The following is a 25608-nucleotide window of genomic DNA, read 5'->3' on the forward strand; positions in this document are numbered from 1 at the left end:
CCCATAACTATAGAACGCATTGTAAATTGTATAATTTGTTGTATTATATAACTATATCAAGGGGGAATGTTACATGACTATTTTGACTATTTTACAGTTCATCGTCAACGTAATCATTGTTGTTTGTTTAATAAGCGTACTTGTTTTAGGGGCAGTATTACTTTTTAAAGATAAACGACAAAAGCAACATAGTGTTTTACGCAATTATCCATTACTCGCACGCATTCGATATTTTGGAGAAAAAATAGGGCCTGAGTTACGTCAATATTTATTTTTAGCAGATACCAAGGGTAAACCTTTTTCTCGTAATGACTTCACGAATATTGTATTAGCTGGGAAATATAATTCGAGAATGACTAGTTTCGGTACACAAAAAGATTATGAAGATGGTTTTTACATTCAAAACACTATGTTTCCGTTGCAATCTAAAGAATTACATATTGAACAGGCACCGTTGATTTCATCATTCATTTATACAATTGAAAATGAAAGACTATTTAATCGTGATGAACACCGTACAAAAACAGAGATAGATCCATTCTATTTAACAGATGAAGATGCTATTATTTTGGGTTCTGAATTGGAACATCCTTTCAAACTTAAAAGACTGGTTGGTCAATCAGGAATGAGTTATGGCGCTTTAGGGAGTCATGCGATTACGGCGCTATCAAAAGGATTAGGACAAGCTGGAACATGGATGAATACAGGTGAAGGTGGATTATCAAAACATCATTTATCAGGTAATGCAGATATCATCTTCCAGATAGGGCCCGGTTTATTTGGTGTACGAGATGCGTCAGGGCAATTTGATATCAATGCTTTCCAAGAGTTAGCAAATAAAGATGCTGTTAAAGCTTTTGAAATCAAATTAGTACAAGGTGCAAAAACACGAGGCGGTCATATGCAAGGTAATAAAGTAACACAGGAAATAGCTGACATTCGTAATGTTGAACCTTGGAAGACGATTAACTCACCTAACCGCTTTGACTCTATTGATGATCCAACCGATTTATTAAATTGGGTTACACAATTACAAAAAGTTGGTCAAAAGCCTGTTGGATTTAAAATTGTAATCAGTAAAGTATCAGAAGTTGAAGCGCTCGCACAAACAATGATTGAAACAAATCAATTTCCGAATTTCATTACTATTGATGGAGGCGAAGGTGGCACTGGCGCAACATTTCAAGAATTGCAAGATGGCCTAGGTTTGCCTTTATTCACTGCTTTACCAATTTTAACTGGTGTACTCGAGAAGTATGGTATACGCAATCGAATTAAAGTGTTTGCATCAGGTAAACTTGTAACACCTGATAAAATTGCTATTGCATTAGGTCTAGGTGCTGATTTAGTCAATGTTGCACGCGGTATGATGATTAGTGTCGGATGTATTATGAGTAGACAATGTCACATGAACACATGTCCTGTAGGTGTCGCAACGACAGATCCAAAGCGTGAAAAAGGATTGATTATAGATGAAAAAAAATATCGCGTCACTAATTTTGTAACTAGCTTGCATGAAGGTTTATTTAATATTGCTGCCGCTGTAGGTGTAACCTCCCCGACTCAGATATCGAAAGAACATATTATTATCAAAAAGAAAGATGGTAATATTCAATCCATACATGATTATAAATTAAAACTACTAAACTATAATTAACTGCAAATATTAAAGCAGACAAGCACACAAACATCTTTGGTTAAAAAATAAATTTTAACAACATCTAGAAAGATACATTGAACAGAAATCTAATTTTATTTTAAATTTTTTCGTCGCCCCACCGTGACAATAAGGACTAGAATTGAAAAAAGTATAAAATGATTACCTATAATGACAAAATGAAGGCATCTGGAACGAATCAATGATGTCCCCGACGCCTTCATTTTGCAAATATTTATCTCTCAATAGTTCCATTTTTAAATAGAACTATTCAATTGCTCTGTTAGCTTAGTTTCTATTGTTTCTTGTTTATCTTCAAGTGGCTTAAATTCAAATGAATTACCATTAATAAAAACGGTCGGAATGCCTTTAATCCCTCTTTCAAATGCTTCTTCATTGATTGCTAACGAACGATCGTCAGCTTCTTTACGTGGTACAAGATTATATTCTTCTTCCATTTTTGTTTCAATTGTCGCAAAGTTAACTTTCCATTGCGCTTGCGTATTATACAATTCACGAATAATGTCTAAAGTTTTTTCAGGTTGTTGGTAGTTTAAATATATATTTGCTACAGTTCCTTTTAATAATCCTTGTTTAGTTTTATCAAAATGTTTGATTGTATGTTGAACTTTCCCTTGATCAATCAATGGCTTTAATACAGTGTCTGCAGCGAAAAAGTAGTTTTTGCAATACGGACAAGCGAAATTGATAAATGATTCTACTTTTATAGGTGCTGATTCTGAGCCTATTGTTAAATAATTAATTTCTGTCATTGTCTATCCCTCCACTTTGTTTATAATTATATTGAATCATGGACAGTTAGTGAATGCACACGTTTAGTCTTACTAAATCATTCAATGCAAACTTCAGCTGTATATAATCTATTAAATTAATAAAACAAAGCTCAATCAATTAGTTTATAAAGTAGTTCATGATAAAATGAATATAAATATTTTTATTAGGGGGTATAACATGAACAATTCAATCAAATTATTAGAATCATTAACAAATGTTGACGGTATTGCAGGACATGAAAAAGCAGTAAAAACACTTATGCGTGATTATTTGTCACCGGTAAGTGATGAAATTGTTGAAGACAATCTGGGTGGTATTTTCGGTAAAAAAACTACATCTACTGGTAATAAGACATTAATGGTAGCAGGACATTTAGATGAAATCGGTTTTGTGGTTACTCAAATTGATAAAGATGGATTTTTAAAATTCACACCGATTGGTGGTTGGTGGAATCAAGTGATGTTATCTCAAAAAGTAACTGTCACAACTGATGAAGGTAAGAAAATCAGAGGTATTATCGGCTCCAAACCACCGCACGCCTTGTCACCGGAAGAACGTAAAAAAAATGTAGAAATTAAAGATATGTTTATTGATATTGGAGTTAAAAGTAAGAAAGAGGCTGAACAATTCGGCATCGAAATCGGCAATATGATCACACCATACAGTGAGTTTGAAACACTGGCAAATAGCAAGTACTTAACTGCTAAAGCTTTTGATAATCGTTACGGCTGTGCACTTGCTGTTGATGTTTTAAACAACCTAAAAAAAGAATCCATTGATATTAACTTAGTTTCAGGCGCAAACGTACAAGAAGAAGTGGGTCTTCGTGGTGCTAAAGTTGCAGCTAATAAGATCAAACCTGACTTAGCACTTGCTGTCGATGTTGCTGTTGCCTATGACACACCAGGTATGTCTGGTCAAACGAGTGAGACAGCTATTGGACAAGGACCTGTAGTCATTATTATGGATGCTTCAAATGTTGGTCATGTTGGTTTTATTAATCATATTAAAAAAGTAGCTAAAAAACATAATATAGATATCCAATTAGATTCTACACCTGGTGGTGGTACAGATGCTGGAAGTATTCATGTTGCCAATGAAGGTGTTCCTACAGTTTCTATTGGGGTAGCTCTACGTTATATGCATTCAAATGTTTCTGTATTGCATACAGATGATTATAAAAATTCCGTAGCCTTAGTAACTGAAATCGTTAAATCTTTAAACGACGATGCAGTAGATAACATCATTTGGTAAACAACTCAAATATATAAAAATTAAAGCCGTAAACATGAGTAACATCACTTTGTTTACGGCTTTTTTATGATATTTAATAACAATTAATTTCAAATTATATCATTCTTAATATGAATTATTCCGTAGAGTTTTTCCAACGCGCATCACTTAACATTTCTCCCGGCCAAGTGTATGCCGTCACACCACCATCAATTGTAATGGTTTCACCTGTTATAAACGAACTATCATCAGAAGCCAAGAAAGCAATGAGTTTACCTACTTCATCAGGTGTTCCCAAGCGTCCTAAAGGTGTAACCCACTTCTGATTTTCTCTAAATATTTGCCCTTGTTCATCTTCTTTGGTACCCGTCAATTTATCTACAAGTGGTGTTTCTATCGTACCTGGTGCGACTGCATTCGCTCTTATATGTTCACGTCCATATTCTATCGCTGTTGATCGAGTGAAATTGATGATACCTGCTTTTGCAGCGTTATATGCCGAACGATTTAAATCTGCAGCATTTCCAGAAAATGACGCCATATTAATGACGGAGCCACCGTTTGACATCATTAATGGTAAAAAGAATTTAGTCATTAGAAATGTCCCTCTTAAATCAACATTCATAATTCTATCAAACACATCAATTGGAAATTCATGAATACGTCCAGCACCATTATCAATACCAGCATTATTAAACAAAATATCAATGTGTTCATAATCTTCTTGAATAGATTGTGCCAGCCTTTCGACTGCATGTGCATCTGATACATCAACAATATATCCTGATGCTTTATTACCTGTCTGATTGATTGCTTTTACAGTATCATGTACAGAATCGGAAATATCAATAGCTAAAACATGTGCCCCTTCTTCAGCCAATATATGGGCAGAAGCAGATCCAATGCCAGTACTTGCGCCTGTTATTACAGCAATCTTATTTTCTAATCTTTTCATCTATAACATATCTCCTTTTATTTCTCTTCTTTTTAATTTAATTACTCTGTAATGCATTTCCTTTTTCAACCACTTTTAAAACCTTTATATAAAGCTTTCATAGATGCTTTTCTATAGAAATTCAAAATTTATCATACTCATTTCAAAATGAGTTTGTTATAATTTCGATAACTTATTGGGGAGGTAATAAAAATGGCGTCGAATATTAGAGAAAAACCGACAATGATAAATAAATTCTTGAACATTGTAGAAAAAATTGGAAATAAATTACCTGATCCAAGTATATTGTTTTTTCTAATGTGTCTTGGACTTGCAATCATTACGTGGATTGTTTCACTTTTTCACGTCACTGTAAAACATCCTGGTACAGGAAATACCATTGCTATCAAAAATATTTTAAGCAAAGATGGTATTTCTATGATATTAAATGATGCGATCAAAAACTTCTCTGAGTTTCCTGCGCTTGGTTTAGTATTGTCAGTGATGCTTGGGGTTGGCATAGCTGAAAGAACAGGTTATTTTGATAAATTAATGGTACAAATTGTTCATAAAGCACCGAAACAAATTATTGTACCAGTAATTATACTCATAGGTATTATTGGTAATGCTGCTGGTGATGCAGCACCAATTGTTTTGCCACCATTAACTGCTATGGTCTTCATTAAATTAGGATATCACCCTATTGCTGGGTTAGCGATGGCTTACGCATCAGCACTCGGTGGATTTTCTGCGAACGTCATGATAGGAATGTCAGATGCATTGCTTTATGCTTTTACAGAACCAGCAACAAAAATCGTTTCTGATAAAATCACAGTTAATGTAGCTATGAATTGGTACTTTATTGCAGCTAGTGTTGCTGTTTTATTACCAGCAGTTTATTGGGTGACAATGCGCTTTGTCATCCCACGTTTAGGATCATATGATGATACGCAGTCTAATATTAAAATTGATGATGACAATCACGGTCTAACGTCTAAAGAGAGTAAGGCTGTGTTTTGGGCAAATATAAGTTTTATCACAACGCTTATTTTACTTATCCTTATGGCAATACCACAAAATAGTTTCTTAAGAAATGCTAAAACTGGTAGTTTATTGAATGACTCCCCTATTATCAATGGCGTTGGGCTGATTATTTTGCTTATTTTTTTAGTGCCTGGTTTGGTATATGGCATAATAATGAAAGAATTTAACAGTTCGAAAGATTTAGGTAAAATGCTCTCTGATTCAATGGCTTCCATGGGATCTTTTATCGTTATCGTCTTTTTTGCAGCACAATTACTGGCATTTTTAGAATGGAGTAATTTAGGTATGATCGTAGCAGTAAAAGGTGCTGAGGTACTTCAAGGTCAAAACGGAATCGTCCTTATTTTAGGTGTGATTTTTTTAGGCGCGCTTATTAATTTATTAGTCGGTAGTGCATCTGCAAAGTGGGGAATACTTGCTCCTATATTTATTCCAATGTTGGTGATTGTTGGCTTTCATCCTGCATTCACACAAATGTTGTATAGAATCGGTGATTCAATTAGTAACCCTATTACACCAATGATGCCCTATTTGCCACTGCTTTTATCTTATGCTCAAAAATATGATAAAAATATGAAGTTAGGCTCGTTATTATCTAGTTTAATGCCTTATACGATTATTCTGAGTATCGTATGGCCAATATTCATGATTATATGGTACCTGCTAGGCTGGCCATTAGGCCCAGGAGGACCTTTAAACGTCAAATAATATGACATAAACACGATTAAGTTTTAACCTATATAAACAACACAGTCATTGATTGAACAATATTTAATTGAAATATCACAAATCATGCTATTTATTGTAATATTAAAGATGAAAGTGGGTAAATAAACTTTATAATAACTATTTACCTCATATGTACAGGAGGAGATTATGGAACGAATCGGATTAATAGACATCGGATCAAATACAATTAGATTAGTTATTTTTGAGTTCGATGCTAAAACAGGATTAAATGAAATTTTAAATATCAAAACACCAGCACGCTTAAGTCAATATTTAACAGATGATTTAACGATGAACCAGGATGGTATCGAGGTGTTGACGACAACGTTACACAGCTTTAAAAGTGTCGCTAACAAATTTGAAGTCAACGAATTACATCCTGTTGCGACAGCTGCTATTAGACAATCTACGAATCAAAAAGAAATTATCAGCCATATTAAAAGTGAACTTAATATCAATATCAAAATTATTCCTGAACAGGAAGAAGCTTTTTATGGTTTTTATGCAATCACCCACACTACCGATGTAGAAAATGGTGTTTCTATCGATATCGGTGGTGGTTCTACAGAAGTTACTTTATTCAAAGATAAGACCATCATCGAGGCTCATAGTTTTCCATTCGGTGTTGTAACTTTAAAGCGAAAGTTCTTTGAAGATAAAGATCATAATGATAAATCTGCAATTAAGGCAATGGAAAAATTTTTATCTAAACAATTCGAACAACTGCCATGGTTGCAAGGCCAAGAAATCGCTTTAGTCGGCATTGGTGGATCAGCGCGTAACGTTGCACGTATTCACCAGTCAGAACATTCCTATCCTATTGGCGGTGTTCATAACTATTCGATGTCTGAGGAAGATATGGATGAGGTATATAAAATCATTAAAAAAAGTTCACGCGATGACTTAAAAGATATTGATGGATTAAGTAGAGATCGTATAGACATCATACTTCCAGCAGTATCTGTATTCAAATCTTTATTTGAACAAATCAATGCAACCCACTTCACTTTCTCACGTAAAGGGTTACGTGAAGGCTATATAATGAAGCTGATATCTGAACGTCATCCCCAAGAATTTAAAAAAGAAAATATAAGAAAAGATGCATTATATCATTTGGCAAATGAATATAGCATCGAAGAATCTAGTGCAAAACAACGTGTTAAATTGGCTCAATCGTTGTTGTCACAACTGATTGATTTAGATAAGATTCAAGTTACTAAAAAAGAACAAGAACTTTTTGCGGAAGGCGCATATTTATATTATTTAGGAAGATTTATTGACGCTGATTCTAGTTCACCACATACGTATTACATTATAGCTAATTCAATGATTGATGGTTTTCCACATGAAGATCGCGTCAAACTCGCAATGTTAGCAAGTTTTAAAAATAAATCACTTTTAAAATTTTATAGCCAAGAAACCGAATGGTTACGTGGCAAAGAATTGGACCATGTTCAATTTTTAGGCGGTATCATCAAATTTGTAAATGCGCTAAATATATCACATACCAGCCCAGTAGAAAGTGTTGAATTACAAGAAGAAGATGGCGCATATACTTTATATGTCCGTTACATTGGTGAACCGATTGCTGAAGAATATCAATCTCATAGACAGAAAAAGCATATCGAGAAAATTTTAAAAGAGAATCTTTCTATCATCTTTACAAAATCTTAAAATTCATATGATAAATTGTACGTAGCAAAATATGTTAACAAGACTACAATAAGGTGGAATTAGAATTATGCAAAAGAAATTGGGAGAGAGAGATTTAAATTTACCACAATATTATAATAATAGAGAGCTCAGTTGGTTAGATTTTAACTATCGTGTATTACAAGAAGCCGAAGATAAAAATAATCCTTTATTGGAACAGTTAAAATTTATTTCTATATTTAGTTCTAACTTGGATGAATTCTTTATGGTGCGTGTAGCTGGCCTGCAAGATCAAGTTAAAATGGGCTATGATAAACCTGAAAACAAAGCGCAACTCACACCGAAAGAACAACTTGAGCAAATTAAAATAAAAAATAAAAAGTATGTAGATTTACAATATGCACGTTATAACGAATTAGTAGAGCTGTTAAAACAACATCGTGTGGAAGTGACAAAACCTGAATCTTTACCAGAGTCTTTATTACCACAGTTAGAGCGTGAATTTAAAACGGGCATCCTACCTACATTAACACCATTAGGTATCGATGCTTATCATCCTTTCCCAAAATTAAACAATAAGAGTTTGAATATATTTGTAGATATTGATACAGATGATTCAATTAATTCAGCTATTGTACAAATACCATCATTAATTCCAAGATTTTATACATTAAATCAAGGTCAAACTCAATATATTGTAATGTTGGAAGATATTATCACATATTACATTAATGAATTGTTCACTGGCTATGAAGTGTTAAATACCTTCACCTTTAGAATCACTCGTAATGCTGATTTAACCATCCATGAAGATGGTGCCGAAGATTTGTTAATTGAAATAGAACGCTTTTTAAAAGAACGTAAACGAGGAACAGCAGTACGTTTAGAGATAGACGGAAGACACGCAACCTATGAAGATGTCGTTTGGATTATCAATCAGTTGGAAGTTCACGATAATGATGTTTATTTTGTAGATGGTCCATTAGATTTAACACTGCTATTCGATCTTGTAGACCATTTATCTAACAGTTTAAAACATTTAACATATAATAAGTATCTACCACAGCCACCTCAATCCTTGGGTAATGAAGACATTTTCAAGCTATCATTAAAACGTGATATTTTCTTCCATCATCCCTATGAATCATTTGAACCAATTGTAGATTTCATTCGTGACGCCGCAAATGATCCGAACACAATTGCTATTAAACAAACATTATATCGCGTAAGTAAAGATTCACCTATAATTAATAGTTTGAAAACTGCTGCAGAAAATGGCAAGCAAGTGACTGTTCTTGTTGAATTAAAGGCCCGTTTTGATGAGGAAAATAATGTTCACTGGGCAAAAATGTTAGAAGATGCAGGCTGTCATGTTATTTATGGTATGACATATCTGAAGACACATAGTAAAATTTCACTTGTGGTCAAACGAAACAATCATCAGCTTACGTCGTTTGTACACTTAGGCACTGGAAACTATAACGATAAAACAGCAAAATTATACACAGATATGGGGATTATCACAACAAATCAAGAAATAGCAGAAGACGCTATTAACTTCTTTAACTATCTAAGTGGATATACACTGAAACCTAAATATAATAAACTCATTGTAGCCCCATACGACATACGTGATGTATTCTTAGCTCGAATAGATAAAGAAATCATATCACATCGTGAAAACGGAAATGGAAAAATAATGATGAAGATGAATTCATTAACAGATAAAGATATTATTCTTAAATTGTTTGAAGCTTCTCGTGCCGGTGTAAAAGTAAAATTAATTATCCGTGGTATTTGTTGCTTAAAACCAGGTATACCAGATGTCAGTGATAATATTGAAGTAGTAAGTATCGTTGGCCGTTTCCTTGAACATTCTCGTATCTATTATTTCCATAATAATGGTGATGAAAAAATCTATCTCTCTTCAGCTGATGCGATGACACGTAATATGATTAAACGTGTCGAGATCTTATTCCCTGTCGATGATAAAAACATTGCTAAACGTTTATTAGATTATATGAATTTACAATTATCAGATAATCAAAAGGGTCGTTATCAGGACCAACAAGGTTATTACCATTACATTCATAATAATTTATCACCATTAAATTCACAGGCTTATTTAATGAAAGAAGCGATAACATTTGGCCAAAAATTAAAAGAGGCTTCTACCATTCCACAACAAGTACCAATACAACATAAAAATAGATGGTTTTCTAAACTTAAAGATACGTTTAAACGGTAATAAAGTCCCACTTCTCAATTTATTGAGTTAGTGGGACTTTATGCATGAGCTACAGCTCAGGTAATCCTTAAATCCTAGTCATCTTTGCCGTTTTCAAACGACGTAACCATTTTTAAATATAATAGACCCATACCATTCTAATCCTATATTATTTTTGTATATAAGGTATATAACATCTTAAGTATCAAATTTTGCTATAATGATGACTAAATACAATCTAATTTATGAGGTGGTCATTTATGATAAATGTTGAAACATTAAAAAGTAGCTTTCCCCTACTCAATGACATGCAACAGTATAGACCGATATTTTGGAAAAATCCAAATTTCCGTAATGATGAAACTTTACCATTTTCATTAGATGATATAGAAGACGCTGCAACAAGACTAGAACGTTTTAGCAGCTATATACGTAATGTTTTTCCTGAAACTGAAAAAGACCATGGCCTCATTGAATCACCACTAAAAGCAATTCCTTTTATGCAACAATCATTAGTTGACTCTGAACAACTTGAACAAAGTGGTAAATTATGGCTTAAATGTGATAGTCATCTTGCTATTTCAGGTTCTATCAAAGCAAGAGGTGGTATATATGAAGTTCTAAAACTAGCTGAATCTATCGCTATAAAAGAATGTGGTTTAAAATATACGGATAATTATAAAGTTTTATCTGAACCAAAATATAAAGCGTGCTTTCGTAAATATACCGTTGCTGTCGGTTCAACTGGTAACCTGGGTTTAAGTATTGGCATTATGAGCGCACAATTAGGCTTTCAAGTCATCGTACATATGTCTAGTGACGCGCGTCAGTGGAAGAAAGACTTACTTCTTTCACGTGGTGTTGAAGTTGTTGAACACCAATCCGATTATCAATACGCAGTTGCTGAAGGACGAAAAGCTGCAGAAAATGATCCTACTTGTCATTTCGTAGATGACGAGGGTTCTGCTGATCTATTCTTAGGTTATACTGTTGCTGCATTACGGTTAAAAACACAACTAAAAAATGAAGGCATACAAGTAGATGCTCAACATCCTCTTTTTGTATATCTGCCTTGTGGTGTTGGAGGAGGCCCAGGTGGTGTTGCCTTTGGATTAAATCAAGTATTTGGTGACCATGTGTATTGTCTATTCGCTGAACCTACACATGCGCCATGCATGACATTAGGTATGATGACACAACTTCATGACCAAATAGCTGTAACAGATATTGGATTAGACGGCCGTACTGATGCAGATGGTCTTGCTGTTGCTAGACCTTCAAAACTCGTTGGTCATATAATGAATTCATTATTATATGGTGCTTTTACTGTAGAAGATCAACAAATGTACCAATATTTATATCAGCTAAGCCAAAAAGAACGTATCTTTGTCGAACCTTCTGCAGCATCTGGTTTCGCAGGTTTAAAAGCAGTGTTGGAACATGCTGATAAAAACCATTTTAATTTATCCGATGCAAATCATATCGTATGGGCAACTGGTGGCAATATGGTACCTAAGGAAGAAATGTTAAAGTATGTGGCTCAAGGCAAACAATCATAAACTTTAGCGATTTAGAATCACATCTGACCAGGCACTCGAATGATAATATTTAAATCATTCATATTTAAAGTTTCACCCTACTTTATGCGTTGTTCGACGTCTTCTCTAAATCAAATCATATATAATCTGCTATATAAATTGATGACGTTAAACATGAATGTAATGCTATTTTTTATCATTACAATGGACTTAAAGTGGTATCATCTAATACTATTTTCAATCTAAAACCTAAAGCAAAATTTTAGGTTTTATTTTTATACACATAAATATGATATAAAAGCCATTTTAATCACTTTGCAAAGATTATTTTCTGAATATTTATTGAATTCTAAAATCAACTGTGTTAAAGTATGTTTTATCAATTTACTTTAGTTCGGTAGAGAAACAAAGTATTTAATAAAGGATGGTCATTATATTATGGATACGAAAGCACTTATTAATAATAAAGAACAAGAACTAGCTTTTTTAAAACATTTTCAACAAGCAGATTTTAAACTTGTTGATTTTAGTTTTATAGAATCATTATCTTGGCAATCACTTACACCTGATGATTTACAACAAATGACGGAACGTAGTTTTTGGCAACATGACCATCATATTTTTGCTTTGCGTAATGATTTCACAGATCAATTATTACGTTACTACAGTAACTATCAACCTGAACAGCAACGTTTAGCATATACTGGTCCCATCGTCAGAAATAACGAAGTCTACACTCAGTTAGGTATCGAACATTACAACCCAACAATTACAGATATGCAAAACGATTTTAAAACGTTTTATAACTTTATTAAGTATACATTGAATGATGATATCGACTTTGTCATTTTAGGGCATTATCAATTAATAGATTTATTATTAGCTGCTAACGAACAAAATCAAACTATATTAAACCTTATACAAGAACGTAATATTTCAGAGTTAACTGCACAGTTAGGACTTGCACATCCTGTGGTACAGTTACTCACAACTAAAACTACGGAACAACTTGATTTATTAACCCATTTATTTCCGCATGATCATCGTACTATCCAGTCATTACATCGGTGGGAGCAATGGTTTAAATCACAAAATATTACTGAAATTCACCTTGATATAACCCCTAGACCACCACGTTCTTATTACAAAGGATCATTCATGAAATGCCATTTAAAAAACAATAAAACTCAGCGTCTAACTGGTGGATTTTACAAAGGGAAATTAGAAGGCTTTGGACTCGGATTTATACTATAAAAAAGGAGTGAAAACCATGCTTACTGTCGCATTAGCAAAAGGTAGATTACTTAAAAGTTTTATTAATTATCTAAATGAAATAAAAGAAATTGAAATAGCATATGCGCTTGAACATAGAGAACGTCAATTACTTATAACAGTTAATGAAATACAATTTATTTTAGTCAAAGGTAGTGACGTACCAATATATGTTGAACAAGGCGTTGCAGATATTGGAATCGTCGGTAGTGATATTTTAGAAGAAGGCAATTATTTTATTAACAACTTACTAGATTTACCATTTGGCGAATGTCACTTTTCACTTGCTGCTAAACCAGAGGCCTATCAATTTAAAAAAGTAGCTACCTCATATACACAAACAGCACGTCAATATTTTGAAGCACAAGGTTTGGATGTTGAGCTTGTAAAACTATCTGGTTCAGTAGAATTGGCTTGTTTGGTTGATATGGTAGATGGCATTGTTGATATCGTTCAAACAGGGACTACCTTAAAGTCAAATGGCTTAATTGAAAAAGAGCAAATTAAAAACATCAATGCAAAGCTCATTACAAATAAAGCCTCATATTTTAAAAAATCAACTGAAATTGAAGATTTAATTAAAACTTTGGAGGTGTCTCTCATTGATTACAAATAAAGAAACATTTTTAAATAACTACCTGAATCAATCTGCACTAAATGAAGATTTATATCCAATCGTAAAAGAAATTTGTGATCAGGTGAAATTTCGAGGTGATGCTGCTTTAAAAGAATATAATTTACAATTAGATAAAGTAGAAACATCACAATTAGAAGTACCTAAAGAAGACTTATTTACTGCTTATCAACGCATTGACTCATCTACACGGGAAGCCCTCGAACAAAGTCATGACAGGATTAAAGCATATCAAACTTCTATTAAACAAGATCATATACAAGTTCATTCAGAATGTTACGAATTATATCATCCGTTAGAGCGTGTAGGTGTCTACGTCCCTGGTGGAAAAGCTAGTTATCCCTCTACTGTGTTAATGACTGTAACACTTGCCAAAGTTGCAGGCGTTAAAAATATAGTGGCCGTTACGCCACCTCAACCTGAAGGTCTACCTGATATTGTACTTGCTGCTTGTTATATTGCTGGTGTTGATCAGGTTTACCAAGTTGGTGGTGCACAAAGTATCGCTGCACTTGCGTATGGTACTGAGACAATTCCTAAAGTGGATAAAATTGTTGGTCCTGGCAACCAATATGTTGCATATGCTAAAAAATATTTATTTGGTCAAGTTGGCATTGATCAAATTGCTGGTCCGAGTGAAATTGCGCTAATTATTGACCAAACAGCTGACATAGAGGCAATTACGTATGATGTATTTGCACAAGCAGAACACGATGAACTCGCTAGAACATTTGTCATCAGTGAGGATAAAGACTTGTTACAACAATTAGAAAATAACATCCAACACACAATGACACAAATCAAACGACAACCTATTGTTGATGCCAGTTTGAAACATAACCATTTCTTAATTTCAGTAGAAAACTTTACAGAAGCTTGTGATTTGATGAATCAAATTGCACCGGAACATGCATCTATACAAACACAATGTCCCCAAGACTATGTCAACCATGTGAAATATGTAGGCGCGCTCTTCTTGGGTCATTATTCTCCAGAAGTTATCGGAGATTATGTTGCTGGACCAAGCCATGTTTTACCTACAAATCAGACTGCACGTTTCACCAATGGTCTATCAGTGAATGATTTCTTAACGAGACATTCTGTTATCGATTTATCTCAACAAACATTTAATAATGTTGAACAATCCGCACGTAAGTTAGCACATATCGAGCGTTTGTATAATCATGAAAAATCAATAGAAATTCGAACAACAAAGGAGCCACACAATGATTAGAATTAATAAAAATGAAAGTCCACTTAAACCATTATCTAATGAACAACTCGCTACAATTATTCAAAAAGCAGCATTCAATCTTTATCCTGATGATGAATATGAACGCTTCAAACAAGCTTATGCAGCTTTTCATAATATTTCACCTGACCAAGTCATTGCAGGTAATGGTTCTGATGAACTTATTCAAAAGTTAATGTTAATCATGCCAGAAGGCCCAGCTTTAACGCTAGACCCTGACTTTTTTATGTATCAAGCATATGCCAATCAAGTCGCTCGCCCTATTAAATTTGTACCAGCAAATTCAGATTTAACATTTGATTTAGAGACGATTTTAAAACGCATTGATGAAGTACAACCTGCATTCTTTATTATGAGCAATCCACATAATCCATCAGGCATACAATATAGTACGACATTTTTAATGGCTATCGCGGATAAGATGCAGACGCTTGGTGGCTACTTTATCATAGATGAAGCTTATTTAGATTTTGGTGAAGCTTATGATATTAAGATGCAACCGCATATTATTCAAATGCGCACGCTCTCAAAAGCATTTGGCATTGCTGGCCTAAGATTAGGTGTATTAATTGGCACTAAAGATACCATCAAACTCATCCAAAGCATCGAGCACCCGTATCCTCTGAATACAATTACGCTTCATATTGCGATTTATATGTTTGAAAATCAAGCAATGACTCGCGCGTTTGTAAAGCAACAACGACAGCTTGCTCACAAACTTAAAAATATGTTTCATGAACTTGTCTCAGATGTCATGGTAGTCTTCCCTTCTGCTACAAATTTCGTGTTAACAAAGGGAGAAGCTGCACAAAGTTTAGGCGCTTATATTAAGTCCAATGGTTTCCTTCCAAGATTATATGACGAACCAGAAATGTCTGACTATGTCCGATACTCTATTGCTACAGATGAACAATTAGATCAATTATTTGTACTTATTAAAAATTGGAGGTCACAATATGATAGTAAATAAAACACGCAATACAGCTGAAACACAATTAACTATTTCTCTAGCTGATGATCATCGTGAAAGTAATATCAATACAGGCGTTGGATTTTTGGATCATATGTTGACGCTCTTTACTTTTCACAGCCAATTATCCTTATCTATAGAAGCAAATGGAGATGTTCAAGTAGATGATCATCATGTAACCGAAGATATTGGTATTGTTCTCGGTCAGCTACTATTATCCTTAGTGAAGGAACGCAAATACTTTCAGCGTTATGGGTTTAGTTACATACCTATGGATGAAACACTTGCACGTACAGTCATTGATATTAGTGGTCGACCTTATTTATCATTTAATGCACAATTCAGTAAAGAAAAAGTAGGTACGTTTGATACAGAACTCGTAGAGGAATTTTTCAGAGCACTTGTTATCAATTCTCGCCTAACAACACATATTGACTTAATTCGCGGTGGAAACACACATCATGAGATCGAAAGTATATTTAAATCTTTTGCTCGAGCGCTTAAAGATGCACTAGCATCGAATGACACGAATATCACCCCTTCATCTAAGGGCGTGATTGAATGATTGCAGTGATTGACTATGGTTTAGGGAACATTAAAAACATACAACGTGCGATTAATCGTTTAGGTTTTAATGCGATTTTAACGGATAGTCCCAACGATATTAAAGCAGCAGATGTCATCATATTACCTGGTGTAGGTCATTTTAAAGATGCTATGCAAGCGATTGAAAAACGGGGATTAAAATCCATTTTAAAAACGATAACAAATAAACCAATCATAGGCATTTGCCTAGGTATGCAGTTGCTATACGAACACAGCGCAGAAGGTGATGTAGATGGCTTACAACTTTTCCCTGGAAATATCATACCTATCCAAACATCTTATCCGGTGCCCCATTTAGGTTGGAACAATTTAATCAGCAACCTTACAGAATTAACACAGGATGTATATTTTGTACATTCATATCAAGCTGAAATGTCAGAACATGTTGTTGCGTATGCAGATTATGGCACATTGATTCCTGCAATTGTCCAATATAAAAATCTTATAGGCATTCAATTCCATCCAGAAAAAAGTGGTGAAGATGGTTTAGCAATACTTAATCAAGCTCTGAAAGGTGGTTTCTTAAATGATTAATATTTGGCCAGCTATTGATTTAATTAATGCAACGAGTGTGAGACTGACGGAAGGAAAATATGACTCAGAAGAAAAAATGACTCGCAGCGCTGAAGATAGTGTCGTTTATTATAACAAGTTTAAATGTGTAGAACGTATTCATATTGTCGATTTAATCGGTGCAAAGCAGCAAACATCTATTGAAAAAGACTATATCAAGCAACTGAGAAGCCTGACCAACAAACCGATGGAAGTCGGTGGTGGCATACGTAGTCTTGAAACAATTAATGCATATTTTGCTGATGGTATAGATTATTGTATTATTGGGACTAAAGGAATTCAAGATATTGAATGGTTGGCCAAAATGTCTCATCAATTTCCGTACAAACTATATCTATCGGTTGATGCTTATCAGCGTGAGATAAAAATAAATGGCTGGGAACAAGATGCACATTTAGATTTATTTGATTTCGTTCAGCAAATTGAATCACTACCTTTGGGTGGCATTATCTATACGGATATTTCGAAAGATGGACGCTTGTCTGGTCCAAACTTTGAAATAACAACGCAACTTGTCGAAGCAACACAAAAACCTGTTATTGCTTCTGGTGGCATTCGTCATCAACAAGACTTAGAACTATTAGAAAAATCTGGTGTTTATGCAGCAATTGTTGGTAAAGCTGCACACAACCCTGCATTTTGGGAGGGATTATCATGATAAAAAAAAGAATTATCCCCTGTTTAGATGTGAAAGATGGGCGCGTTGTCAAAGGAGTACAATTTAAAGGACTACGTGACCTTGGAAACCCTGTGGATTATGCACTTTATTACAATGAACAAGGTGCAGATGAATTAGTCTTTTTAGATATATCCCGCACTGAAGCTGGCCATGGGCTTATGTTAGATGTCATTGAGGAAACTGCTGAAAAACTGTTTATTCCACTTACTGTAGGTGGCGGTATCTCCACAATCGATGACATATCGCAGTTGCTAAATCATGGTGCTGATAAAGTGTCTCTAAACTCTAGTGCTCTAAAGAACCCTTCATTTATCCAAGAAGCCAGTGAAAAATTTGGAAGCCAATGTATTTGTATTGCTATAGATAGTAACTATGATACAGAATTAAACGATTATTTTTGCTATACTCATGGGGGAAAAAAACGTACAAATAAGCGTGTCTATGATTGGGTTCAAGAAGTAGAATCTTTAGGTGCAGGCGAACTATTAATAACGAGCATGATACACGATGGCATGAAAGAAGGCTTTGACGTCAACCATTTACATGAGATTGAACAACTTGTGCACATCCCTATTATTGCTTCTGGTGGCGGCGGCAATCCTGATCATTTTGTAGATTTATTCAAACAAACGAATGTTTCGGCAGGACTTGCTGCTAGCATACTTCATGACAAAGAAACCACAGTAAATGAAATCAAACAAACGATGGCTCAAGGAGGTATTCCAATAAGATGACACAACAACCTGATTTTAGTAAAGGGCTTATCCCCGCAATATTGCAAGATGTTCAGACAAAGCAAGTGCTTATGCTTGGCTATATGAATGAAGATGCTTACAACAAAACAATAGCTGATGGCATGGTTTGTTTTTATTCACGTTCTAAAGACCGCTTATGGACAAAAGGTGAAACATCTGGTCATACCCAAGCCGTTCAAAACATACACCTAGACTGTGATCAAGACACCTTATTGATAGATGTAATCCCTAATGGTCCAACTTGTCATACTGGAAGCCAGAGCTGTTTCAACACCACTGTTCCCTTCTATGTTCAACAGCTCGAAGACACAGTAACTTCAAGTGCTAAGTCAAATAAAGAAAATTCATACACACAATATTTATTGAATGAAGGTTTAGAAAAAATATCGAAAAAATTTGGTGAAGAAGCATTTGAAGTTGTAATCGGTGCTATGAAATCGAACCGCGACGAGGTAACAAATGAAACTGCTGATTTAATGTATCATCTCTTTGTGCTCTTGCATGCGTTGAATATCAAATTTGAAGATATAGAGGCAATTTTGGCAAAACGTCATCAAGTTTCTAATAACTTTAAAGGCGAAAGATCAGATATAAAAGATTGGTAAATTGCACTCACTGATTATTCAATAATTTTCTATATTAAGATATTTCCACCAATCTATAGCCACATAACAAAATTTAGGCTGAAACAGCTAATCGCTGTTTCAGCCTAAATTGTTTGATTCATTTTATTTTTATAAAAATAACACCATCAGATCTTCATCATAATACCGTTTGCCATCATAAAGTGCCTTAGGTTCTGTGCCATATCTTTGAAATCCTAATTTTTCATATAATTTAATAGCACTTAGATTTTCCGCAAGTACCGATAAACCTATAGTTTTAACTACACCTTGTTCACTGACAATATCTATCATTTTTTGAATTAATTGTTGTGTAAAGCCTCGTCTTCTATATTGTGGGTCGCAATATACACCGACTAAATTACCTCTGTGTTTAATTTTCTCTAAAGTTTCTCGATAAAAAGTTGCATAGCCAATCAATTTTTCACCATCAAATACACCCATTGTAAAATGTCTTTCATTCATCCCTATCCTATCTTCAAAACGTTCAATAGGCAAATGAATCTCGCGTTGATAAGTTGAAGCAAAACCTGTAGGATCAGTTTGTAGAGACTGTAAGCGCAATAAACGATACGCTTCTACATCACCTTTCTTAAGATATCTAAACTCCATGTTTTGCCTACTTTCAAAGTATATTTTCACTTTACCATTAACTTTATTTTAAACTAAATATAAGAAGGACGTATCAGACTGGTCTGACCGTAATTTCATTTACATTTACATGTGAAGGTTGTTGTAATGCATAAACTACCGCTTCAGCAATATCTTTGGGTTCTAGCTTTTTGCGCTCTCCCCAATCTGTCTGACCACTTAAAGGCGTATCTACCATACCCGGTGAAACGCTTGTCACTCGAACGCCAGTTTTAGCCAACTCTTTTTCTAATCCTTGCGTAATCGTGTGCACCGCAGCTTTCGTTGCACTGTATATAGTACTCATTTTCGTCACTTCAAAACCTGAGATAGAAGCAATGTTAATAATATGGCCACTAGATTGATCTAAAAATGTTGGTATGACAGCATTAATGCCATACAGTGTCCCTTTTACGTTTGTATCAATCATTGATTCCCAAGCCTTTACATCTCCATCAGTAACAGCAGAAGAAATCATTTGGCCGGCACTATTTACGAGTATATCCAAGCGACCGAAATGCTCTTTTGCATATGCTACTAAACGTTCAACTTCTTGTTGTTGTGTCACATCCGCTGTTAAAAATTCAATCTTCGCTTGATATTCATTTGAACGAATACGATTTACAACATCTTTAAGTCGTGTTTCATCACGACCAGCTAATAATAATTGTACACCATGACTAGATAGCTCCTCTGCTATGCTAGCACCAATGCCACTACTAGCACCAGTAACGATTGCAACTTTGTGCTCTAATTTAACCATCAAATCTTCCTTTCATCAAACGTATTTCATATTTTTATACCCTATCCACACAGATTATACCATGTGCCCTCCATATTGAAACAATGAGTCAGCTCATGAATTTGCATACTTGTCATAAACAATAAATAATTATAGAGTGGGTATATAATACATAACTAACTTACCTTTTATAATTTAGGAGGATGACTTATGGACTTTCATGAAAGAATTAAAAATTTAAGAAATAATATAGATAGCACAAGTTTCGATTTTCGTTTTGAACAATTGTTTAATGAAGCAGAATGGCTCGGACTATCACTTAACCAGCGCCAACGATATGAGCGTGAATTTCGTAGATTTGTGAGCCAAAGTAAGCAATTACGTATCTCATATGCTTCACAAGATCACATTCGCATGCGCATGTATAACTCTGTTTATAACTATAATGAAATCAAACAAAACTTTAAATCATATGTTTAATAATGATGAGAAAAGCCTACATTACTGGACGAACAGTAACATAGGCTTTTCCACTTTGTAAGGGCTCTAAATAAATCATGAAAGGTGATACTAGGGAGAATAATATACATGAAGTTTTATGCACAACACACGATGAAATATGTGTGCACAAACTTCGATACTACTAGATGAATACAGTGTATTAATTACTTACTAGTAGCTTTTTTTCTAATCCATAGTTGTATAGTTTTTCTGCGTCAATATAAGCTATATAATCAATACTTCTGTATCCATCTTTAATGTCATTAATAATGCCTTGATTCACACCAGTATGTGTGTATATGTCATAACTACTTTCATTTGAAAAAATGACTTCTTCAATTACTTTTCTCATTTAATAATCACTCCGTATTTTTTCTTTCGCTAGGCATTGTTATCTTCTACACTCTTATCATAATCGAAAGTAATAGAATTTTAAAGTATTTTGTGATTAATTTCACAAAATACTCACTTTTAGCCTTTTTTAATATATTTCACATATTTTTAGATTGACAAATTGTTTAATTTTAAAAATAAATGCTTTTCTAAATATTCCGCATAGGCCAGTGAGAACTTTACGTTTAAGCTGCTTGTCTCTTCAATATTTTGCTTAATCGTTTATAGTAAGTAGTTCTGTAATATTTCAGCTAATCACTTTAGTGCAAACGCATTGAATTTAGCTTTTCTACAAACGCATGTGTTTGATTAATAATCGTATCTAACTGGTTTTTTTGAGCCCCTTTAGTTAATGCATTACCAATCCCAATAGCAAATGCACCGTTTTTATACCATTGATCTATATTTTCTAATGACACGCCACCATAAGGTATTATATTTATATTTGGAATGGTTCCATAGATGTTTTCCATAAAATTCACTCCTAATATATTTGCAGGATACAGTTTAATCACTTCTACTTCATATTGCATCGCTTGTATGATTTCATCTTTCGAACCGCATCTTGGCAAGTAAGGTATTTGGTATACATTACAAATATGCGCTATTTGGACATCTAAATGTGGAGTTGCTATATAGCGGGCACCATTTATAATCGCTACACGTGCTGTTACAGCATTTTGAATCGCACCTGCACCAACAATAATTGATTTATCAAATTTTTGCGTTAACGTTTTTATGGCTAATTCTCCATAAGGCGTGTTAAATGTTATTTCAATATTTTTGATACCACTCTCAATCATTTTTTCACTTTTCAATATAGCATCTTCACAAGTACATCCTTTCACTACTCCTATCAAGTAATTACGATGTAATTGTTCCAAAGTAAGCAATTTATCCATTAGCGCCTGTCCTTTCTACGTCATTTTATTTCATTGTAATTTTTATCTCATTTTCGTCAATGAATACTAAACGAACCTTTAATACGATGCTACATTTTATTCCGTTGACGGATTTGCTCAAACACTAGATTCTATGTAGCATATTGGTGTTTTATTCACAAAACGAATGCCAGAGATGTTATACACCAAAGAAGGAACGTACGCACCTCTGATTACGTACTTCAATCAAATAGATAATAGTTTTATTAATAAAATAACTATTTTAGTAATAAAATAACATAAAAAATTAACTTTGTGATTAAAATCACAAAGTTACAGGAAATGTGCTAGTTTTTTTCTATTATGAATGCTAACTTTAATAGTATAAAGAAAGCGCTTTATTATATTCGTAAACTTTGCTTAAAATACAATCCTAAGTAAAGCGATGGTTATGATAAAGCACACATATTTTTAATTAAATAATCATTAAGATTGTAATTTAACTTGAGAGGAACAGATTAAATGATTGATTCTTTATCACTTTATAAACCTAGATTTAAAAAATTAATTTGTGTTGATTCTGACGGGTGTGCCATCGATTCGATGACTATAAAGCATGAGCGTGCGTTTGGTCCAGCTATTGTTGAAGAATGGCAATTACAAAATATAGAGTCCAAGCTATTAAAGCGCTGGAATGATATAAACTTATATGAAATCACTAGAGGCATTAATCGCTTTAAAGGGTTAGAACGTATGTTAAGTGAACTTGTTGAACAAGGCATTCAAATTGAGGGCTATGAACATATTAAGCATTGGGTACAAACAACAGATGCTTTCTCTAACCCAGCACTGGAAAAAGCCATATCAAACTATCCACAACAAATTGGATTACAAAAAGCATTATCTTGGTCACACCGTGTGAATGATATTATCAAAACCTTACCAAGTATTGGACCATTTAAATATGTACAAGCATCTCTAAAAAACGCTTCAACTTTTGCTGATATCGCAATAGTGTCATCGGCAAATTTGGCAGCAGTTGAATATGAATGGAACACATACAAATTAACAGACTATTTAAGTGGCATGTTTGCGCAAGAAGCAGGTACAAAAGAGCACTGTTTAGAGCACTTAAAACAATATTACAATTTAGAAGACATCATCATGTTAGGAGATTCCAAAGGAGACTTAGAAGCAGCAGAATCGCATAATATGTACTTTTATCCAATATTAGCAGGCCATGAAAATCAATCATGGCTAGACTTTAACAATAAATATTTAAAATTGTTTAAAGATGGTAAATTCAACCAATACACACACGACACTTTAAAACAAATATTTTTTAATAATTTTGAAGGAGAGGCATAAACTATGGTTAAAGTAGATTTGACAGCATCACCATATCATTTAAATGACAATCAAATAACATGGGTAGAAGAAACTCTTGGCAAATTAACAGACGAAGAAAAAATTGGTCAATTATTTTTCAACTTATTTTCCTTAGAGGGTGGTAAAAAATTCTTTGATGCAGACTTAACTAATAAAGATATACTTGAACGTTATCACATTGGAGGCGCACGATATGAAGGTGGGAACAAAGAAGATGTTCAAAACTTACTCAATGATTTACAAAGACATACTAAAGTTCCCGTACTTGTAGCAGCAAACTGTGATTCTGGTGGAAATGGTGCATGTAAAGATGGTACTTATATCGCAAGTGCTGCACAATGTGAAGCTGCTCAAGATACAAAAGTTTCATATAATGCTGGTCTTGTATCAGCACGTGAATCATCCGCACTAGGTGTTCATATTAATTTCGATCCTTGTGTAGATATACTTAAAAATTGGCGCAACACAATCGTTAATACACGTGCATATGGCACAGATGCTGAAACAGTTATTAAATATTCAAGTGCATTTATTGACGGCTTTAATGCAGAACGCGATATGATTACATGTATCAAACATTTCCCCGGTGATGGTACGGAAGAACGTGACCAACATTTAGTGCTCGGCGTAAATGAACTATCTACCGAAGAATGGGACGATAGCTTCCGTAAAGTTTATCAACATCATATCGACCGTGGTGTACAAATGATAATGGCAGGACATATTGCACAACCTGCTTATTCTAAAAAATTAAATCCTAGTCTGGAAGATAAAGACATTTTGCCTGCAACACTTTCTTCTGAACTTATAACTGATTTACTAAAAGATGATATGCATTTTAACGGTTTAGTCGTTACCGACGCTAGTCATATGTTAGGTATGACTGCTTCTATGCGTCGTGAAGATTATGTTCCATTAGCCATTGCATCTGGCTGTGATATGTTCTTGTTCTTTAATGATTTAGAAGAAGATTACCAATTTATGCTCGATGGTTATAAAAACGGCGTCATAACAGAAGAGAGATTAAATGATGCCGTAAGACGTATCTTAGGTTTAAAAGCACAACTCAATCTACACATTAAACAAGAAGATGGTTCAATTATTCAACCACAAGAAGCATTAGATATCATCGGTTGTACAGAACATTTAGAAATGCGTGCAGAAGCAGCCGATGTGGGGATCACACTTGTGAAAAACACTTTAAATCAGTTACCTATCCGACCTGAAACACATAAAAATATTATGCTTTATGTGATAGAAGGTGAAAAAGATGGTATCTATAAATCTGCTAATAACGTCACAGATGATATTATAAATGAACTTGAATCACGTGGATTCAATGTCACATTGAATGATGGTTCAACACGTATTAAAGGTAAAACATTAGAATATCGTGAAAAAGTAGATGCCGCGTTAGTATTTGCAAACATTATCGGTTATGCTGCAGAAAATAACTATCGTATTAAATGGGGTACTGCCATGAGTAATGAAATACCATGGTATGTACATGAAGTACCAACCGTATTTATTTCTACCAATTTCACCACTCATTTGCATGATGCAACAATGGTTAAAGCTTATATAAACGCTTATCATTCTAATAAAGAAACAATTAAACAGACCATTGATAAAATCATGGGAGAAAGTGAATTTAAAGGGCAATATAATGATTTAGTTTGGACAGATAAATGGCAAGCAAAATTATAAATGAACCACGTTTTACAATATAATCTATCGTTATAAAACCCATGCTCAAACAAAGGACTAATCCTTATCAAATAAGGATTAGTCCTTTTTATTTTGCAGTGCTTTTGTTTTAAATCGTATGTATTTACTTGGAGATGCATGGTTGAGCTTGTTGTCTCTCACATACTTCATTGTTATGGTGTTAACATGAT

Annotated in this window: 24 protein-coding genes; 18 read left to right on the forward strand and 6 right to left on the reverse strand. The window is 34.0% G+C overall.

The annotated features are described in order from the left end of the window. The first annotated feature begins 73 nt into the window (after positions 1 to 73). Positions 74 to 1657 (forward strand): FMN-binding glutamate synthase family protein, encoded by a 1584-nt coding sequence (locus tag KA867_RS03105; protein WP_210137022.1) that lies wholly within the window; start codon positions 74 to 76, stop codon positions 1655 to 1657. A gap of 257 nt (positions 1658 to 1914) precedes the next feature. Here the strand turns inward: KA867_RS03105 and KA867_RS03110 are convergent, their stop codons facing one another. Next, the gene (locus KA867_RS03110) at positions 1915 to 2430 is read right to left on the reverse strand and encodes a thioredoxin domain-containing protein (protein WP_107384101.1); all 516 of its coding nucleotides are present in this window, start codon (positions 2428 to 2430) and stop codon (positions 1915 to 1917) included. A gap of 199 nt (positions 2431 to 2629) precedes the next feature. Between KA867_RS03110 and KA867_RS03115 the strand changes: the two genes are divergently transcribed. Beyond that, complete coding sequence (locus KA867_RS03115) at positions 2630 to 3706, forward strand: M42 family metallopeptidase (RefSeq protein ID WP_107384102.1); 1077 nt, start codon at positions 2630 to 2632, stop codon at positions 3704 to 3706. A gap of 115 nt (positions 3707 to 3821) precedes the next feature. On the opposite strand, the gene KA867_RS03120 is transcribed toward KA867_RS03115, so the two are convergent. After that, complete coding sequence (locus tag KA867_RS03120; RefSeq protein WP_107384103.1) at positions 3822 to 4640, reverse strand: SDR family oxidoreductase; 819 nt, start codon at positions 4638 to 4640, stop codon at positions 3822 to 3824. A 192-nt stretch (positions 4641 to 4832) separates the two neighbouring features. Between KA867_RS03120 and KA867_RS03125 the strand changes: the two genes are divergently transcribed. From KA867_RS03125 to hisIE, 13 genes are all read left to right on the forward strand, one after another. After that, a complete protein-coding gene (locus tag KA867_RS03125; RefSeq protein ID WP_107384104.1) occupies positions 4833 to 6371 on the forward strand; it encodes an AbgT family transporter in 1539 nt (512 codons plus the stop codon). A 165-nt stretch (positions 6372 to 6536) separates the two neighbouring features. After that, positions 6537 to 8066, forward strand: coding sequence for an exopolyphosphatase (gene ppx, locus KA867_RS03130; RefSeq protein WP_182474459.1), 1530 nt, complete (start codon positions 6537 to 6539; stop codon positions 8064 to 8066). A 67-nt stretch (positions 8067 to 8133) separates the two neighbouring features. Beyond that, entirely contained in the window at positions 8134 to 10293 is a 2160-nt protein-coding gene (locus KA867_RS03135; RefSeq protein ID WP_210137023.1) for an RNA degradosome polyphosphate kinase, read from the forward strand. 239 nt (positions 10294 to 10532) lie between these two features. After that, a complete protein-coding gene (locus KA867_RS03140) occupies positions 10533 to 11831 on the forward strand; it encodes a D-serine ammonia-lyase (protein WP_210137024.1) in 1299 nt (432 codons plus the stop codon). A 417-nt stretch (positions 11832 to 12248) separates the two neighbouring features. Further along, on the forward strand, positions 12249 to 13064 hold the full coding sequence (locus KA867_RS03145) for an ATP phosphoribosyltransferase regulatory subunit (RefSeq protein WP_107384108.1): 816 nt from the start codon (positions 12249 to 12251) through the stop codon (positions 13062 to 13064). Between the two features lie 16 nt (positions 13065 to 13080). Further along, the gene (gene hisG, locus KA867_RS03150; RefSeq protein ID WP_107384109.1) at positions 13081 to 13698 is read left to right on the forward strand and encodes an ATP phosphoribosyltransferase; all 618 of its coding nucleotides are present in this window, start codon (positions 13081 to 13083) and stop codon (positions 13696 to 13698) included. Then, complete coding sequence (gene hisD, locus KA867_RS03155; RefSeq protein ID WP_348634795.1) at positions 13688 to 14950, forward strand: histidinol dehydrogenase; 1263 nt, start codon at positions 13688 to 13690, stop codon at positions 14948 to 14950. Before hisG ends, hisD begins: the two co-directional genes overlap by 11 nt. Further along, positions 14943 to 15938 (forward strand): pyridoxal phosphate-dependent aminotransferase, encoded by a 996-nt coding sequence (locus KA867_RS03160; protein ID WP_107384111.1) that lies wholly within the window; start codon positions 14943 to 14945, stop codon positions 15936 to 15938. The genes hisD and KA867_RS03160 overlap by 8 nt, the downstream gene beginning before the upstream one ends. After that, complete coding sequence (gene hisB / locus KA867_RS03165) at positions 15925 to 16503, forward strand: imidazoleglycerol-phosphate dehydratase HisB (RefSeq protein WP_154409466.1); 579 nt, start codon at positions 15925 to 15927, stop codon at positions 16501 to 16503. Before KA867_RS03160 ends, hisB begins: the two co-directional genes overlap by 14 nt. After that, positions 16500 to 17078 (forward strand): imidazole glycerol phosphate synthase subunit HisH, encoded by a 579-nt coding sequence (hisH, locus tag KA867_RS03170; protein WP_107384113.1) that lies wholly within the window; start codon positions 16500 to 16502, stop codon positions 17076 to 17078. The genes hisB and hisH overlap by 4 nt, the downstream gene beginning before the upstream one ends. Continuing rightward, the gene (gene hisA, locus KA867_RS03175; RefSeq protein WP_107504602.1) at positions 17071 to 17775 is read left to right on the forward strand and encodes a 1-(5-phosphoribosyl)-5-((5-phosphoribosylamino)methylideneamino)imidazole-4-carboxamide isomerase; all 705 of its coding nucleotides are present in this window, start codon (positions 17071 to 17073) and stop codon (positions 17773 to 17775) included. Before hisH ends, hisA begins: the two co-directional genes overlap by 8 nt. Further along, positions 17772 to 18530 (forward strand): imidazole glycerol phosphate synthase subunit HisF, encoded by a 759-nt coding sequence (gene hisF / locus KA867_RS03180; RefSeq protein ID WP_210137026.1) that lies wholly within the window; start codon positions 17772 to 17774, stop codon positions 18528 to 18530. Before hisA ends, hisF begins: the two co-directional genes overlap by 4 nt. After that, positions 18527 to 19156, forward strand: coding sequence for a bifunctional phosphoribosyl-AMP cyclohydrolase/phosphoribosyl-ATP diphosphatase HisIE (hisIE, locus tag KA867_RS03185; protein WP_107384116.1), 630 nt, complete (start codon positions 18527 to 18529; stop codon positions 19154 to 19156). The genes hisF and hisIE overlap by 4 nt, the downstream gene beginning before the upstream one ends. Positions 19157 to 19285: 129 nt before the next feature. Here hisIE and KA867_RS03190 read toward each other — a convergent pair whose 3' ends face one another. Together KA867_RS03190 and KA867_RS03195 are read right to left on the reverse strand one after the other, a co-directional pair. Continuing rightward, on the reverse strand, positions 19286 to 19786 hold the full coding sequence (locus KA867_RS03190) for a GNAT family N-acetyltransferase (protein WP_107384279.1): 501 nt from the start codon (positions 19784 to 19786) through the stop codon (positions 19286 to 19288). Positions 19787 to 19859: 73 nt separating this feature from the next. Next, positions 19860 to 20567: an SDR family oxidoreductase gene (locus KA867_RS03195; protein WP_107504599.1), complete on the reverse strand. Its 708-nt coding sequence runs from the start codon at positions 20565 to 20567 to the stop codon at positions 19860 to 19862. Between the two features lie 189 nt (positions 20568 to 20756). Between KA867_RS03195 and KA867_RS03200 the strand changes: the two genes are divergently transcribed. Further along, positions 20757 to 21026 (forward strand): DUF1413 domain-containing protein, encoded by a 270-nt coding sequence (locus KA867_RS03200; protein ID WP_107384277.1) that lies wholly within the window; start codon positions 20757 to 20759, stop codon positions 21024 to 21026. Between the two features lie 181 nt (positions 21027 to 21207). Here KA867_RS03200 and KA867_RS03205 read toward each other — a convergent pair whose 3' ends face one another. After that, positions 21208 to 21399 (reverse strand): hypothetical protein, encoded by a 192-nt coding sequence (locus KA867_RS03205; RefSeq protein WP_019470083.1) that lies wholly within the window; start codon positions 21397 to 21399, stop codon positions 21208 to 21210. A gap of 301 nt (positions 21400 to 21700) precedes the next feature. Continuing rightward, positions 21701 to 22342: a beta/alpha barrel domain-containing protein gene (locus KA867_RS03210; protein WP_107384275.1), complete on the reverse strand. Its 642-nt coding sequence runs from the start codon at positions 22340 to 22342 to the stop codon at positions 21701 to 21703. 501 nt (positions 22343 to 22843) lie between these two features. Between KA867_RS03210 and KA867_RS03215 the strand changes: the two genes are divergently transcribed. Then, positions 22844 to 23689 (forward strand): HAD hydrolase-like protein, encoded by an 846-nt coding sequence (locus KA867_RS03215; protein ID WP_210137027.1) that lies wholly within the window; start codon positions 22844 to 22846, stop codon positions 23687 to 23689. A 3-nt stretch (positions 23690 to 23692) separates the two neighbouring features. Next, the gene (locus tag KA867_RS03220) at positions 23693 to 25417 is read left to right on the forward strand and encodes a glycoside hydrolase family 3 protein (protein WP_210137028.1); all 1725 of its coding nucleotides are present in this window, start codon (positions 23693 to 23695) and stop codon (positions 25415 to 25417) included. Positions 25418 to 25608 lie beyond the last annotated feature (191 nt).

Source organism: Staphylococcus sp. GDH8C109P, from assembly GCF_017893405.1.
GTDB classification, from domain to species: domain Bacteria; phylum Bacillota; class Bacilli; order Staphylococcales; family Staphylococcaceae; genus Staphylococcus; species Staphylococcus cohnii.

What these genes read in the sequence shown, in the direction of transcription:
- KA867_RS03135 (WP_210137023.1), top strand. Translation starts at nt 8,134, where the DNA reads ATGCAAAAGAAATTGGGAGAGAGAGATTTAAATTTACCACAATATTAT.
- KA867_RS03120 (WP_107384103.1), bottom strand. Translation starts at nt 4,640, where the DNA reads ATGAAAAGATTAGAAAATAAGATTGCTGTAATAACAGGCGCAAGTACT.
- KA867_RS03200 (WP_107384277.1), top strand. Translation starts at nt 20,757, where the DNA reads ATGGACTTTCATGAAAGAATTAAAAATTTAAGAAATAATATAGATAGC.
- hisF (WP_210137026.1), top strand. Translation starts at nt 17,772, where the DNA reads ATGATAAAAAAAAGAATTATCCCCTGTTTAGATGTGAAAGATGGGCGC.
- hisA (WP_107504602.1), top strand. Translation starts at nt 17,071, where the DNA reads ATGATTAATATTTGGCCAGCTATTGATTTAATTAATGCAACGAGTGTG.
- KA867_RS03195 (WP_107504599.1), bottom strand. Translation starts at nt 20,567, where the DNA reads ATGGTTAAATTAGAGCACAAAGTTGCAATCGTTACTGGTGCTAGTAGT.
- hisG (WP_107384109.1), top strand. Translation starts at nt 13,081, where the DNA reads ATGCTTACTGTCGCATTAGCAAAAGGTAGATTACTTAAAAGTTTTATT.
- KA867_RS03220 (WP_210137028.1), top strand. Translation starts at nt 23,693, where the DNA reads ATGGTTAAAGTAGATTTGACAGCATCACCATATCATTTAAATGACAAT.
- KA867_RS03125 (WP_107384104.1), top strand. Translation starts at nt 4,833, where the DNA reads ATGGCGTCGAATATTAGAGAAAAACCGACAATGATAAATAAATTCTTG.
- KA867_RS03105 (WP_210137022.1), top strand. Translation starts at nt 74, where the DNA reads ATGACTATTTTGACTATTTTACAGTTCATCGTCAACGTAATCATTGTT.
- KA867_RS03145 (WP_107384108.1), top strand. Translation starts at nt 12,249, where the DNA reads ATGGATACGAAAGCACTTATTAATAATAAAGAACAAGAACTAGCTTTT.
- KA867_RS03115 (WP_107384102.1), top strand. Translation starts at nt 2,630, where the DNA reads ATGAACAATTCAATCAAATTATTAGAATCATTAACAAATGTTGACGGT.
- KA867_RS03110 (WP_107384101.1), bottom strand. Translation starts at nt 2,430, where the DNA reads ATGACAGAAATTAATTATTTAACAATAGGCTCAGAATCAGCACCTATA.
- hisB (WP_154409466.1), top strand. Translation starts at nt 15,925, where the DNA reads ATGATAGTAAATAAAACACGCAATACAGCTGAAACACAATTAACTATT.
- KA867_RS03205 (WP_019470083.1), bottom strand. Translation starts at nt 21,399, where the DNA reads ATGAGAAAAGTAATTGAAGAAGTCATTTTTTCAAATGAAAGTAGTTAT.
- hisIE (WP_107384116.1), top strand. Translation starts at nt 18,527, where the DNA reads ATGACACAACAACCTGATTTTAGTAAAGGGCTTATCCCCGCAATATTG.
- KA867_RS03210 (WP_107384275.1), bottom strand. Translation starts at nt 22,342, where the DNA reads ATGGATAAATTGCTTACTTTGGAACAATTACATCGTAATTACTTGATA.
- KA867_RS03190 (WP_107384279.1), bottom strand. Translation starts at nt 19,786, where the DNA reads ATGGAGTTTAGATATCTTAAGAAAGGTGATGTAGAAGCGTATCGTTTA.
- KA867_RS03215 (WP_210137027.1), top strand. Translation starts at nt 22,844, where the DNA reads ATGATTGATTCTTTATCACTTTATAAACCTAGATTTAAAAAATTAATT.
- hisH (WP_107384113.1), top strand. Translation starts at nt 16,500, where the DNA reads ATGATTGCAGTGATTGACTATGGTTTAGGGAACATTAAAAACATACAA.
- KA867_RS03140 (WP_210137024.1), top strand. Translation starts at nt 10,533, where the DNA reads ATGATAAATGTTGAAACATTAAAAAGTAGCTTTCCCCTACTCAATGAC.
- KA867_RS03160 (WP_107384111.1), top strand. Translation starts at nt 14,943, where the DNA reads ATGATTAGAATTAATAAAAATGAAAGTCCACTTAAACCATTATCTAAT.